This window comes from Olleya sp. UBA1516 (assembly GCF_002323495.1).
In the GTDB taxonomy this organism is placed as follows: Bacteria; Bacteroidota; Bacteroidia; order Flavobacteriales; family Flavobacteriaceae; genus Olleya.
Map to the genome: position 1 here is coordinate 1027 of NZ_DCQO01000020.1, position 14516 is coordinate 15542.

At 31.0% G+C, this 14516-nt stretch carries 14 protein-coding genes; 4 read left to right on the plus strand and 10 right to left on the minus strand.

Annotated elements, in window-relative coordinates; translation table 11 throughout:
• The 3 genes from B2989_RS12340 to B2989_RS12350 form a co-directional block, all read left to right on the plus strand.
• Positions 1 to 1111, plus strand: a 1111-nt coding sequence (locus B2989_RS12340) for a gliding motility-associated C-terminal domain-containing protein (protein ID WP_292948867.1), incomplete at its 5' end; no start/stop codon positions are given.
• A gap of 9 nt (positions 1112 to 1120) precedes the next feature.
• Complete coding sequence (locus B2989_RS12345; RefSeq protein ID WP_292948870.1) at positions 1121 to 2068, plus strand: PorP/SprF family type IX secretion system membrane protein; 948 nt, start codon at positions 1121 to 1123, stop codon at positions 2066 to 2068.
• Between the two features lie 7 nt (positions 2069 to 2075).
• Positions 2076 to 4016 carry an OmpA family protein gene (locus B2989_RS12350; protein ID WP_292948873.1) on the plus strand — a complete coding sequence of 647 codons (1941 nt, stop codon included), beginning with the start codon at positions 2076 to 2078 and terminating at the stop codon, positions 4014 to 4016.
• Between the two features lie 464 nt (positions 4017 to 4480).
• Here the strand turns inward: B2989_RS12350 and B2989_RS12355 are convergent, their stop codons facing one another.
• The 8 genes from B2989_RS12355 to rpsA form a co-directional block, all read right to left on the minus strand.
• Positions 4481 to 4972, minus strand: coding sequence for a CAP domain-containing protein (locus tag B2989_RS12355; protein WP_292948877.1), 492 nt, complete (start codon positions 4970 to 4972; stop codon positions 4481 to 4483).
• Between the two features lie 160 nt (positions 4973 to 5132).
• Positions 5133 to 5780, minus strand: coding sequence for a pyridoxamine 5'-phosphate oxidase (gene pdxH / locus B2989_RS12360; RefSeq protein WP_292948880.1), 648 nt, complete (start codon positions 5778 to 5780; stop codon positions 5133 to 5135).
• A 140-nt stretch (positions 5781 to 5920) separates the two neighbouring features.
• Positions 5921 to 6826 carry a ribonuclease Z gene (locus tag B2989_RS12365; RefSeq protein ID WP_292948883.1) on the minus strand — a complete coding sequence of 302 codons (906 nt, stop codon included), beginning with the start codon at positions 6824 to 6826 and terminating at the stop codon, positions 5921 to 5923.
• 57 nt (positions 6827 to 6883) lie between these two features.
• A complete protein-coding gene (locus B2989_RS12370) occupies positions 6884 to 7216 on the minus strand; it encodes a ribonuclease Z (RefSeq protein WP_145001550.1) in 333 nt (110 codons plus the stop codon).
• A 2-nt stretch (positions 7217 to 7218) separates the two neighbouring features.
• Positions 7219 to 8148 (minus strand): aspartate carbamoyltransferase catalytic subunit, encoded by a 930-nt coding sequence (locus B2989_RS12375; protein ID WP_292948887.1) that lies wholly within the window; start codon positions 8146 to 8148, stop codon positions 7219 to 7221.
• 4 nt (positions 8149 to 8152) lie between these two features.
• Positions 8153 to 8692 carry a bifunctional pyr operon transcriptional regulator/uracil phosphoribosyltransferase PyrR gene (pyrR, locus tag B2989_RS12380; RefSeq protein ID WP_292948890.1) on the minus strand — a complete coding sequence of 180 codons (540 nt, stop codon included), beginning with the start codon at positions 8690 to 8692 and terminating at the stop codon, positions 8153 to 8155.
• A 129-nt stretch (positions 8693 to 8821) separates the two neighbouring features.
• The gene (locus B2989_RS12385; protein ID WP_292948893.1) at positions 8822 to 9553 is read right to left on the minus strand and encodes a T9SS type A sorting domain-containing protein; all 732 of its coding nucleotides are present in this window, start codon (positions 9551 to 9553) and stop codon (positions 8822 to 8824) included.
• 421 nt (positions 9554 to 9974) lie between these two features.
• Positions 9975 to 11807, minus strand: a complete 1833-nt coding sequence (gene rpsA, locus B2989_RS12390) for a 30S ribosomal protein S1 (protein ID WP_145001546.1) — start codon at positions 11805 to 11807, stop codon at positions 9975 to 9977.
• A 384-nt stretch (positions 11808 to 12191) separates the two neighbouring features.
• Here rpsA and B2989_RS12395 point away from each other — a divergent pair, with 384 nt between their 5' ends.
• The gene (locus B2989_RS12395) at positions 12192 to 12572 is read left to right on the plus strand and encodes a LysM peptidoglycan-binding domain-containing protein (RefSeq protein ID WP_145001545.1); all 381 of its coding nucleotides are present in this window, start codon (positions 12192 to 12194) and stop codon (positions 12570 to 12572) included.
• Between the two features lie 73 nt (positions 12573 to 12645).
• Here the strand turns inward: B2989_RS12395 and cmk are convergent, their stop codons facing one another.
• Positions 12646 to 13344 (minus strand): (d)CMP kinase, encoded by a 699-nt coding sequence (cmk, locus tag B2989_RS12400; RefSeq protein ID WP_292948899.1) that lies wholly within the window; start codon positions 13342 to 13344, stop codon positions 12646 to 12648.
• Positions 13345 to 13450: 106 nt separating this feature from the next.
• The gene (gene porQ / locus B2989_RS12405; RefSeq protein ID WP_145001543.1) at positions 13451 to 14473 is read right to left on the minus strand and encodes a type IX secretion system protein PorQ; all 1023 of its coding nucleotides are present in this window, start codon (positions 14471 to 14473) and stop codon (positions 13451 to 13453) included.
• Between the last annotated feature and the right edge of the window lie 43 nt (positions 14474 to 14516).

A 14516-nucleotide genomic window follows, 5' to 3' on the forward strand; every position in this document is an offset into this window, starting at 1 on the left:
TACTCTAGAAGACACAACTGGTCCTGACTTAACTGCTTGTACTGTGATTGATGAAACTATCGAATGTGGTGGAACAGATAACCAAACAATAGCTGATGCTTGGAATGCAGAAAACATGACTGCGCTTCAATCTTGTGGTACTGATACTTGTGATGTTGATCCAACTAATACTGTAACGTCGGATTACGACTTTGCTAACTTAGTGTCAACTTGTGGTGCTAGTGGTACAATTACTGTTACTTATACTGTAGCTGATGATTGTGGTAACACATCTCAGTTAACTGCTACACTTACTCTAGAAGACACAACTGGTCCAGCATTATTAAGTACATTAGATTTACCAAGTAGTGTAATATGTTCTAATGTACCAGAGGTACCACAATTAGACTTTGAAGACACTTGTTCTTTAAACCCAGTGACAATTGAATTTAACGAAACAACTACATTTACTGGCGAAGAAGAGATTTATGATATCATTTGGACATGGACTGCTACTGATGATTGCGGAAATGAAAATGTGATTACTCATACAATTAATGTGATAACAGAAAACTTTACAACTCCTTTAGAAGGTGAAAAATGTATCGAAGATGGTTTAATTGATTTATACGATTATTTACCAGAAGTTTCGGATAATACGATAGAATGGGTTGCAGTTACTGAAGGTGTTACAATAATAGATGGTATTTTTGATCCATTAGAAGTTGAGCTTGGTGATTATGTATTCACTTACACAACTTTAAATAACGGTTGTTTAAATACTTTCGAATTAACAATAACAATTCATGATGATTGTACCGTTTTACCATGTGGTGAAGATGATTTAAAGATTTCTAAAGCTGTAACACCAAATGGTGATGCTTATAACGAATTTTTCACTGTAGGTGGTGTTGAAGAATGTGGATTTATTATCGACATAAAAATCTTTAACCGATTTGGAGATATTGTTTACGAATCTAGAGATTACCAAAACAATTGGAATGGTCAAAGCCCAAGCGGTTCAGTAGGATCTGCAGGAAGGTTACCAAACGGAACATATTATTACGTAATAGATATAAAAGATAGTGGTATTAAACCATTAGCTGGTCCTCTTTATTTAGGAACTAAATAACGATTATAAATGAAAAAAATAAATATATTCAGTATTGCTCTAGTGTTTATATGTAGTTCAGCACAACTATTAGCACAACAGTTGCCCCAATTTTCGCAATACATGTTTAATACTATTTCAATAAATCCAGCATACGCTGGAAGTAGAGAAACTATTAGTGTGGTTGGTCTACATAGAAGTCAATGGGTTGGATTAGCTGGTGCTCCGACAACATCAACGGTTTCTGTACATGCGCCATTAAAAAATGAAAAAATAGGTTTAGGACTATCTATTATTAATGACGAGTTAGGTTACGAAAATTTTGTTTATGCCTATGGTGATTTTTCTTACACTATTGAGCTTTCAGAAAAAACAAAATTGGCATTTGGTTTAAAAGCTGGATTTACTCATTATAACCTAGATCAAGAAGGTTTTCTAGATGATCCAACTGTAGCAATAGACCCTTTCTTTAGTAATTTTACAAACAGATGGAATCCAAATGTTGGTGTTGGTGCTTATTTACATCAAAACAAATGGTACGTTGGTTTATCTGCCCCAAGAATATTGAATACAGATTATAACGAAAGTGCTTTAGATCCAGAAGTAGACTACATCGCTTTAGAGCGTGTTGGATATTATTTGACTGCTGGTTATGTATTTGAATTAAATGAATCTACAAAACTTAAACCATCTGCATTAGTTAAATTAACAAATGGTGCTCCTGTATCATTTGACCTAAGTGCACATTTACTATTTGACGAAAAGTTTTGGATTGGTGGAAGTTATAGATATAATAGAGATACATCAACTATTGGTGCGTTGGCAGATTTTCAGGTATCACCTCAAATGAGAATTGGTTATGCCTATGAGCATTATATAACAGATCTAAGACCATACACTGGAGGAACGCATGAAATATTACTAATGTTTGAAGTCTTTAAACCTACAAAACGTGTTAAATCACCAAGATATTTTTAAAATGAAAATGAAAATAACCGCATATCTAGTTTTATTTTTATTTGTACAACAAGCTGTTGCACAAACTAAAGTTGCAGATAACTTTTTTAGAGATTTTTCTTACGAAAAAGCTGCAGAGCTATATAAGGAAGCAATAAAAAAAGAAGATAGTACAGAGCATATATTGAAAAGAATTGGTGACTGCTATTTCAATATTAGTAAGCTTGAAAAAGCAGAATTTTGGTATAATAAAGCCATAAACAAATATCCTTCTATCGATACTGAATACATATATAAATATGTACAAACTTTAAGAAGTCAAAAAAAATACGAATTAGCAAACGACTATTTAAGAACGTTTAATAATAAAAACAAAAAGGATAATCGTATTAAAAATATTGACAACTTTAATATTGAAAACTACAATCAATTAATTAATACAGAGAAGGTATATGTCGAACTTGAAAACCTTCCTATTAATACCAGATATTCAGATTTTGGAGGTTATGAGTTTAAAGATAAGTTATACTACTACTCTACTTGGGTTAAAGATTCTATCACAGATGAAAATGAATTATACGATTGGAATAACGAACCTTTCTTAAATATTTTTGAAGCTGATATAAAAATTGAAAATGCTATTAAATCTTTTAACGATTCAAAAAAACTAAACGCTACGGTAAATACAAAAGATGACCATGAAGGGTTAGTAACTATTACTAACGATGGTAAAACTATGTACTTTACTAGAAACAATGTAAATAAAAAAGAAAAAAGAAAGTACTCTAAAGAAGGGACTTCTTTTTTAAAAATATACAAAGCAACATTATCTGGAAGTACCTGGACTAATGTAACCGAATTACCTTTTAATAAAGATTCGTATTCATGTGGAGCTCCTGCGCTGAGTCCGGATAACAAAACACTATATTTTGTGTCTGATATGGATGGTGGATTTGGACAAACTGATTTGTATAAAGTAGCAATTAAAAATGATGGTAGCTATGGCACACCTGTTAATTTAGGTCCTGAAATAAATACTGAAGGGAATGAAAAGTTTCCATTTGTAGCCAAGGATTCTACACTGTATTTTTCTAGTGATGCAAACTTAAACCTTGGTTTACTTGATATTTTTGAAAGTAACTTATTAAAAATTAAAAAAAATGATACCACTCAAGTTTACATTAAAAACTTAGGTGCACCATTTAATAGTCCATACGATGACTTCTGTTTTTTTATTGACAACGAAACTCAAACAGGTTACTTGTCTTCTAATCGAGAAGGTGGTCAAGGTGGAGATGATATTTATGCTTTTGGTAAATACCAATGTAATCAAACTGTTTCTGGAATTGCTTATGACGATTTAACTAAAGAACCTTTAGATAAAGTTAGAGTTGTGATATTGGATGCTAATGGTAAAGTCCTAGATACTTATTTTACAGAAAACGATGGTAAGTATGAATTTAAAGAAGTAGATTGTGATAAAACATTTACTGTTATGGCAGAACGTGTTGTGTATAGACCTGATACCAAAGAATTTACTACAACTCCAGTTAACGGAGAAAATACTGAAATTGATTTATATTTAAAACCATTAATTATCGATAATGAAATTGTAATCAATCCTATTTACTTTGATTATGATAAGTCATTTATAAGATCTGATGCTGCATACGAATTAGAAAATATTGTTGCAGTAATGAGAGAGCATCCAAGGATGATTATTAAAATAGAGTCTCATACAGACAGTCGTGGTCGTGATGCTTATAACCTTAAGCTATCAGATAGACGTGCTAAATCAACAAGAGATTACTTGTACTCTAGAGGTATTGAAAACGATCGTATACAAAGTGCTATTGGTTATGGAGAGTCACAAATACTTAACAAATGTACCAACGGAGTTAAATGCTCTGATGAAGAACATGAGTTTAATAGACGATCTAAGTTTATAATTACCAATCAGTATAAATAAAAAAAAAGCCTTTCTAAATTAGAAAGGCTTTTTTTTATGTTACTAATTATTAGTTCTAAATTAAAATACGTGGTTATCACCTTTTAGTAACGTCAAGTAAATTTTAATATATATTACACTCTTTAATTATTAATTTAATAAAGTTAAGTATTAAAAGTCTTGTAGTAAACAGTTTCTGATTATATACCTAAACATAAAATTTCAGTAAAAAGTTAGACTCACATTTTAATTAATAAAATTAATCTTGAAAACAAACAAAGCTATGATAGTTAAAACCCATGCTACTGCGTAGAACTTTTAAGCCTATTATTAAAAGTATTATTGAGCTAAGTACATTAACTTTATAAAAGCGATGACATAGAAGATTATTGTAATAAACTAACTAAATTAAAAATTACTAATCACTATATATAAAAAAAGCCTTTCTAATTTAGAAAGGCCTTTTTATATATGTTTACTAGTTTTTATTTCTTTACAAAAATATTTGTAAAGTACCATTTGTTGTTTTCATCTAACTCTGCAGATATATCAAAATCTGTAAAATCACCTTCAATAGTCCTTTTATGTCCATCACTATTCAACCAAGCGTTTACTACTGAACTTGCACTTGAAAAACCATAAGCAACGTTTTCTGAAACTTTTAAAGCGTTTGCATTATTTACTAAATAGTTTTTTCTGCTATAAAAATTATCGTGGTTTACTTCATTAATATTAACCATATAATCAGTATGAGAAAATGCTTGACCCTTAATAATATTAAGATTGTCTAGAGTATTTAAACCAAGACTAATCCTGTGTTGATTAATTAATTCTAAAATTTCAATTTCAATAGGTTTAGCATCAGGAATAACTAAAACGCTAGAGTCTTCAAAAGTTTCATCCATTGTATCTGTAGAACAGGATGTTAAAGAAATTGCAATGCAAAAAACAATAAGTAGGCTAGTAATTCTTCTCATTTTTTAAGGAGTTAAGGTTATCTGGGACTCCAAAAATATAACAGCTTAGTCTATTAAACTGTTAAAGAAATGTTAAAATCGATGAAAAACATGCTTTTTAACGAAGTACTATGCGTTTTGTCGATGAAATACACAATTTATATGTATTTCAGCGATTATTTTATGGACATAAACGATTTTTTACCCAGTTGAAATCCATATCTAAGGTGTAAACTACGCGATCATGCAATCTATTAGGTCTACCTTGCCAAAACTCCATTGAAACAGGCTTAACTATATAACCTCCCCAATATTCAGGTCGTTGTATGTCTTTATTTTGATATTCTTCCTCTAATCTTTTTAAATCATCCTCTAACACTTGCCTACTAGCCACTACACTACTTTGTTTAGATACTATTGCTCCTAATTGACTACCTCTTGGTCGTGACTCAAAATAACCATCGCTTAAATTTGCAGCAATTTTTTCTGTTTGTCCTTTAATTATAATTTGACGTTCTGCTCCATGCCAAAAAAATGAAAGACAAACATTAGGGTTATGTTGGATAGCTTTACCTTTTTCACTCTCATAGTTTGTATAAAATATAAAACCTTCATAAGTGAATTTTTTAAGTAACACTACTCTACTTTTAGGAAAACCGTCTGTACCAATGGTAGATATAGTCATGGCATTAGTTTCATCTTGCGGAAAAAAATTATCGACTTCATTAAACCAAGATCTAAAAAGCTCAATCGGATTTTCCGGAGTATCTTCTAATAATAGTGCTCCTTTTTCGTAAGATTTTCTATAATTACTTAAGTCTTTTTCCATAACTGAATTTTTACTGTAAATTTAAGAGATTAAATTATTTTTTTTAGCTTGTAAAGACATCAACTTATTTTTTAATATGTCAAAACATTTAAAAATTAAGTACAAGTTTAGATGGTTAAAACAATGGAGTAAAGCCAATTTTAAAATTCAAAAACTTTACCATCATCTCCTAACATGACATTATCAAAGATGGTTTGAGCTTCTATTTTAAATTGATTTAAGTCCTCGTACCTGGTCGAGTAATGTCCTAGTATTAATTGACCAACATTAGCTTGTTTAGCGATACTAGCTGCTTGTTTTGCTGTGCTGTGCTTAGTAGGTTTAGCTAACTTTAAATGTTGATCTAAAAAAGTGGACTCGTGGTATAACACATCCACCTTATCAATTATAGGTATAATTGCTTCGTTGTAGGCTGTATCACTACAAAATGCGTAACTTTTAGCTTTATTTGGTGGTAGTGTAACGGTATCGTTTTTAATTAAATGTCCATCTTCGTTAACAACATCAAAGCCTTGCTTTAACTTTCTGTAATAGGCAACATCAATATTATTATTTAATACTGCATTCATATCTAATTTACGATCTCCTACTTTTTCTTTAAAAAGAAATCCATTAGTATAAACACGATGATCTAACGGAATTGTATGAACTTCGACCTTATCATCTTCAAAAATTAACTCAGACGACTTGCTATTTAATTCATGAAAATAAAGATTGTAATTAGTCCATGAGTTGGCTAATTTCATTTGAAGTGTAATAACTTCCTTTAAGCCTTTTGGTGCGTGTATGTGCAAGTCTGCTTCGCGTCCCAATAGTCTAAAGGTTGAAATTAATCCAATCAAACCAAAAAAATGATCGCCATGTAAATGCGAAATAAAAATATGCTTAATCCTATTAAATTTAATCTTATGCCTACGTAACTGCACTTGTGTACCTTCTCCGCAATCTATCATAAAAAGATGATTGTTTATTTCTAAAACTTGAGCGGTTGGATTGGTAAAAGTACGTGGTGTTGCACTATAGCAACCTAAGATATTTAATTTCATTATGTTTAATTATTGATTGGTAGTTTATTACTTTTAGTAAAGTGAAAAACACACGTATTAGAACCCTAAATCGCGTTCCATATCTTCCATTTCAATAATATCTTTAGCTTCTTGCAATGTAGGAACAATGACAATTTCTTCTGGAGTTTTGTCAGTATTGATTCCTTCGTTTACGATTACAAAAGAATGTTTTGCAGCGCGATGTTGATTGGATAATCTTAAAAACTCGATAATTTCTTCTAAAGAAATTGGTTTGATAGTATTTAAATTAATAATTAAATTATTGTTTTTAAATTTTGGATAAAGGGTTTCTATTTTTTTTACTAATTCAATAACCGAAGCATTTTCTTGGGTTATAATAGTTAAATTTTCATTTTGATCTATAATCATAACTATTGTTTTATTTTGGATGCTAAAAGGTATATTACTGCCATTCTAACAGCAACTCCGTTTTGCACTTGATCTAAAATTATGGCTTGTTTTGAGTCTGCGACGTCGCTGGTAATCTCCACTCCTCGATTTATTGGTCCAGGATGCATAATAGTTATCTCTTTATCTAAGCTATCCAATAATGCTTTGTTGACACCAAATTGTTGTGTATACTCTCTAGTAGATGGAAAATAACTAATATCCATTCTTTCGTTTTGCACACGTAACATATTGGCTACATCACACCAATTAAGAGCTTTGCGTAAATCTGTCTCTACTTTTACGCCTAATTTATCAATATGCTTTGGTAGTAATGTTTTAGGACCACACACCATTACATTGGCACCTTGCAGTTTTAAAGCGTAAATATTAGATAATGCCACACGACTGTGTAATATGTCACCAACTATAACGACGTTTTTACCTTTTACACTACCCAATCGCTCTCTAATAGAATAACTATCTAATAAGGCTTGTGTAGGATGCTCATGCGCTCCATCTCCTGCATTTATGATACTTGCATTAACGTGTTTAGATAAAAAAACGCCTGCTCCTGGATTAGGATGACGCATAACTACCATATCCACTTTCATGGATAATATGTTGTTTACAGTATCTATTAATGTTTCTCCTTTTTTGACTGATGATTGCGAGGCTGAAAAATTTATCACATCTGCAGATAAACGTTTTTCTGCTAACTCAAAAGACAATTTAGTTCTTGTAGAATTTTCAAAAAATAAATTGGCTATTGTAATATCACGAAGCGAAGGTACTTTTTTAATCGGACGATTAATCACTTCTTTAAAGTGGTCTGCTGTTTTAAAAATAAGCTCAATATCTTGTTTGTTAAGATATTTAATTCCTAATAAGTGATTGACACTTAATTCGCTCATAACTTTAATTATTTATTAGATATACTGTGTCTTCTCCTTCATTTTCAACCCAATTAACTTTGACTTTTTCATTATTAATGGCATCTACCTGTCTACCTCTGTAATCTGGTTGTATTGGTAAGTGTCTGCTAAAACGTCTATCAATAAGTGTTAGCAATTCAATCTCTTTAGGTCTACCAAACGATTGTATTGCTGTTAAAGCTGATCTAATACTACGACCTGTGTATAATACATCATCAATAAACACAATTTTTTTATCTTCTACTTGTACATTAATTTCTGTGGTACTTGCTTCCAAAGGTTTATCACTTCTTCTAAAATCATCTCTATAAAATGTAATATCCAAATGACCTAATTGCAGATTTTTGATTTTATATTCTTCTTTTAATAAAGAAGCTATCCTATTTGCAAGATATTTACCTCTAGGCTGAATACCTATTAATACAGTATTAGAAAAATCGTTATGTTTTTCAATGAGTTGGCAAGCCAATCTATGTAAGATGATATTGACTTCTGTTGCATTAAGTAGCACTTTTTGACTCATAGTGTTCCAAACGGGTTTGGTAAACAAATGTAAAGTAAATTATGATAACAAGAAAGTTGTTTTTTGTTTTAGCATAAAAAAGGAGTCTTATTTCTAAAACTCCTTTTATAAATTTAAAATATATAGCCTCTAACTTTTTATAAATTTGTGGTGATATTTTGAAGTATTATCCTCCAACAGTAAAACATATACTCCTGTATTTAATGTAGAAATATCTATTGTATCTAGTTGATCTAGACTATTAACTGTTTTTACCTGCTTACCATCTAAACTGTATATTTGATAAGATTCAAAATCTTTATCTGTTACTATCTGTAAATGGTTTGGTTTATTAATAATTTTATACTCTTTAACCTCTTCTGTAGCTATACTTAAAGTAGCATCATATTCGCTATACATCGTTACTGTGGTTGTAGATAATAAACTTGATAATAAAGGTGCTAAAAGACCTTGAGGTGTGTTGACCCTTAGGTAATACACATCGTTTGGATCAAAATTATCAATTACAAAAGTAAAACTTCCGTTAGCAAGTATTAAAACATTGTAATTGCTACAAACTACTTCTTGTAAATTAGACGTATCTCCTCCTGGAGCTAATAGTATTTGGTAATCAAATTGAGATAAAACACTTAACCCCAAACTAAACATACCTATAGTTAACTTATTAGCACCTGAATTAATGGGATGCTTATAAAAAACGTCCTCATTAAAAGGTCCAGAACAACTATAAGGTACTGATGATGCTGTTGCCGAAGTAAAGTTAATAAGATTAACGCTTAGATTTGAACCGTTCACAGGAATGGCTTCAGCCTCAGTATTTCCTGTTTGCGCATGTGCAGTAATAAATCCTACTACTAACACTAATAGTAATAATTTTTCATAATAAAAAGATTTAAATTAATATTAAGCTAACAATCAGTTTAGGGAAACTAAAAACACTTAAAAAATAAATCAATGTATTGCAATACGAAAAATTTGATTCAACATTAAATTAAATAAATTATGCTGTTTATCAAAATGTTATCGATGAAATGACCGTAATTTTAACAACTATAGCCATAATATGATAATTTCTGACATAATATTCTTACAGTATAAATTGCTGATTTTAAATGAAAAAGGAAATTATATTACTCAACTTATATATAATAGATGCAACTAGTTAATAAGGCTATAACTAATTAAAACCTCGTAATTAGCAGTATAAATTGCTAGGGATTGATACAATAAAAAAAGCCTCTCATTTCTGAGAGGCTTTTAAATTTATAATAAAAAGAGGAAATTATTTTTTCCCGTCCATTTTATCTTTTAATGCTTGTAAAGCTTCGTTTGCATCACCTAAAGTTGGTTTAGACTCGGCAGCTTGATCAGCAGCTTTCTTAACAGCAGCTTTTACGTTAGCCATTTCTTCAGCTTTAAAGATAGCAGTATGAGATGCTACAACACGTTTGAATTCTTTATTAAATTCAATGATTTTAAATTCAGCAGTATCACCTTTTTTCAACATCTTACCGTCTTCTTTTTCAAGGTGACGAGATGGTACAAAAGCAACGATATCTTCGTTAAATTCAATTGTAGCTCCTTTATCTACAACATCAGCAATTTCTGCAGTATGAGTTGTATCTAAAGCAAATTCAGTTTCATATTTATCCCAAGGATTCTCAGTTGTTTGTTTATGACCTAAAGATAATTTACGTCCTTCAACATCTAACTCTAATACTACTACATCTAATTTGTCTCCTACGTTACAGAACTCAGATGGGTGTTTGATTTTCTTAGTCCAAGATAAGTCAGAGATGTAAATTAATCCATCAATACCTTCTTCTAATTCAACAAAAACTCCAAAGTTAGTAAAGTTACGTACAATACCTGTGTGCTTAGAACCTACTGGGTATTTAGTTGTAATGTCAGTCCAAGGATCTGCAGATAATTGCTTGATACCTAATGACATTTTACGATCTTCTCTATCTAAAGTTAAGATAACCGCATCAATTTCGTCTCCAACTTTTACAAAGTCGTTAGCAGAACGTAAGTGAGTAGACCATGACATTTCTGACACGTGTACTAAACCTTCAACACCTTCTGCAACTTCGATAAATGCACCATAATCAGCGATTACAACAACTTTACCTTTAACTTTATCACCTACAGCAACATTTTCTCCTAAAGCATCCCATGGGTGTTTAGATAATTGCTTAAGACCTAATTGGATTCTAGACTTATCTTCATCAAAGTCTAAGATTACAACATTTAATTTTTGATCTAACTCAACAATCTCATTTGGATGGTTGATACGAGACCAAGATAAATCTGTAATGTGAACTAAACCATCAACACCACCAAGATCAATAAACACACCATAAGAAGTAATGTTTTTAACAACACCTTCTAATACTTGTCCTTTTTCTAGTTGACCAATGATTTCTTTCTTCTGCTCTTCAATATCAGCTTCAATTAAAGCTTTATGAGACACTACTACGTTTTTAAATTCGTGGTTGATTTTAACAACTTTAAATTCCATAGTTTTGTTTACGTACTGATCGTAATCTCTAATTGGCTTAACGTCAATTTGAGATCCTGGTAAGAATGCTTCGATACCAAAAACATCTACAATCATACCACCTTTAGTACGACATTTAACAAAACCGTTAACGATTTCTCCAGTTTCGTTAGCTTTGATTACTCTGTCCCAAGCCTTAATTACACGAGCTTTTCTGTGAGATAATACTAATTGTCCTGTTGCGTCTTCACGTACATCAATTAATACTTCTACTTTGTCTCCTACTTTTAAGTCTGGATTGTATCTAAATTCGTTTAAAGAAATAACTCCTTCAGACTTAGCGTTGATATCAATAATAGCATCACGATCTGTCATGTGTACTACTGTTCCTTCAACAACCTCATCATCTAAAGTATCTACGAAATTTTCTGATACTAATTTTTCAAATTCTTTTAATTGAGAATCTTCAACCTCATCAATACCTTCTTGGTAGTTGTGCCAGTTAAATTCTGCTAAGAATTTTTCAGGGTTTGCTTGTGCTTCAGATACTACTGGAGCATTTTTTGTGTCTGCTACTTGAGCTTCTACTTCCGCTTGTTTTGCTTTTTCAGCCATTTAAAAAATTTTAATAGTGTACGTTTCGCTTTCGCTGAAATATAAATACACTATGTTTTGTATTCTGTTATGTTTAGAAGATTTAGGCGCTAACACACAGAAGTGTTATAAATAAAATTGTTTGATTCCTTTTCATCTTTCTTGAGTGCGCTAAAAAGGTGTGCAAAAATACTACTTTTTGACAATATTGCCAAATACTATTATAAAAATAATAATTAGCTGACTATCAATACTCTATAAATTATAATTTTCTATCAAAAATTTCACTTTATCGGATATTTAATACACTTTAACTAAGAATATTTGAAATACTATTTTCCTTAAGAAATGTCTTAATATAATTACTATCTTTAAGAAAGAATAACATTTAAAAACAAATTAATTATGGCTGTAAAAGCAAAATATCAAAGTGTACTTGATTTAGGAGAAAAATTAAACATCGCTAACGGAAACGTTACTGAGGAGAATGGTGTATTAAAAGTTAAAGGAACAGCTGCTACACAATATGAAAAAAATCTAATGTGGGACGCTATTAAAGCTGCTGGTGGAGATAGTCCTACTGACATTTTAGCAAATATCGAAGTTGCTGACGAGTCTGTTTACGCAAGACACACTGTAAAAGGTGGTGATACTTTAGGAAAAATTGCTAAACATTATTATGGTAATGCAGGAAAGTATACTGCTATTTTTGAAGCTAACAAGGATATATTAAATAATCCTGATGTAATCCACCCAGATCAAGAGTTAAAAATTCCAAATTTGTAGGAGTTTAATAGCAAACTATGTAAGCGAATTGTTTCAGCGAAAGCTAACAATTCGCTTTTTTTATGATTAAAATTTAAGATTCTATTTTATCTAGTGTTTGCGTAACTAAATTTAATATCGTGTCAAATTGCTCTGTTAACGATAAATCAGAGTTGTCAATTTCTATAGCATCATCTGCTTTAACTAAAGGTGAATCCTCTCTATTAGAGTCTATATAATCACGCTCTTGCACATTACGTAACACGTCGTTATATTGTACATCGTCTCCTCTATTAATTAACTCGTTATAACGTCTTGTTGCACGTTTGTCCGCAGATGCTGTCATAAATAATTTTAACTCTGCATACGGAAACACAACTGTACCAATATCGCGACCATCCATAACAACACCTTTATCCTTACCCATTTTTTGTTGCTGCTTCACTAACTGATATCTTACTTCTGGAATAGTAGATACTTGACTAACAAAACTGGAAACTTCTAATGTTCTAATTTCGCGCTCAATATTTACACCATTTAAATACACCTCTGCAAAACCTAATTCTGAATTAAACTTAAAACTTATAGTTACTTTATCCAAATTAGAAACTAGACTTAAGACGTCAAAATGATTTTTATCAATCCATCCATTTTGCATGGTAAATAAAGTTACTGCTCTATACATAGCTCCTGTATCTACATACACATATCCTAAATGTTTGGCCAATTGCTTAGCTACTGTACTTTTACCAGTTGATGAAAAACCGTCTATTGCTATGGTGATTTTTTGCACTTATTTTTATTTTTAGAATTCAAAAATAAACATTAATTTTTGAACATTTAAAGATGATTAAAGTAATGATTTATAGTTACAGCCTAGAAAAACTTATTATTTAGACTTACTGTAAATCTATATTTAACCCAAAGAAATTTGCGTTACTTGCTGCTGTATATTTAGCATGTGTATAACTAAAACGTAACTTATTAATTTTAAGACCAAAACCTGCAGACAATCCAGAAAAATTACGTTGGTCTACAATTCTAAGTTCTTCTGCACGTCTAAAATTATAACCTAATCTTATATTAAAGCCTTTATCAGGAAATAACTCGGCTCCTATAATAGTGTGACGCATGACATTATTAATAAACCCTACTTTTTCTTGTGTTTGATTACCTTCTAAATCTGTAGTAACTCTAGCAGGATTAGCTTCTCCAATTGGCCACTGTTGTAAGTTTTCAAAAGTTAAGTGCCAACGCAATGGGACATTTTCTAACGTCTGAGACAATCCTAATGTAATATCTAATGGCAAACTTTCGCGTTGTCCTGCGTAAGTTGTGATTTGTGTACCTAAGTTTCTGACTACTAATGCTGCTTGAAACTCTAATTTTTCGTCAACATACATTAAACCTAAATCTGTAGCTATACCAAAAGAGCTGTATTGTTCTAAACTTGATGTGATAAATTTTATATTTCCGCCAAAATAAAAATCTGAATACCCTATTTGTAAAGCGTATCCTAACGACAAAGCTGCTTCTGTACCAGTAAATGTACCTGTTGCAACTCCATTTTCATCATAACCATCAAAATCACCATAATTAATATAGGTCATTCCAGCATGTAATGTTTGTGTGCGTCTGTCCCAAGTGTAAGCATAAGCAGCAGTACCATAAGTAATACCACCCAAATAGTTACTGAAATTTAAAGAAAATTGATTATCCATTTCTGGATTTATTGCACTTGGGTTGTACAAACCTTGAGTGACGTCGTAATCTATATTAGTTAAGACCTTTCCTCCTAATGCTGCTTGACGTGGTGATGAGACTAAATTTAAAAATTGATATGTTGATTGTCCACCTAATTGCGCAAAGCAAATAGTACTAGAAAATAAAATTAAAAGTGGGACAATCTTTTTCTTAAACATAGTTTGCAAAGTAAATAAATCTACATTAAAACGTAGTTATTGT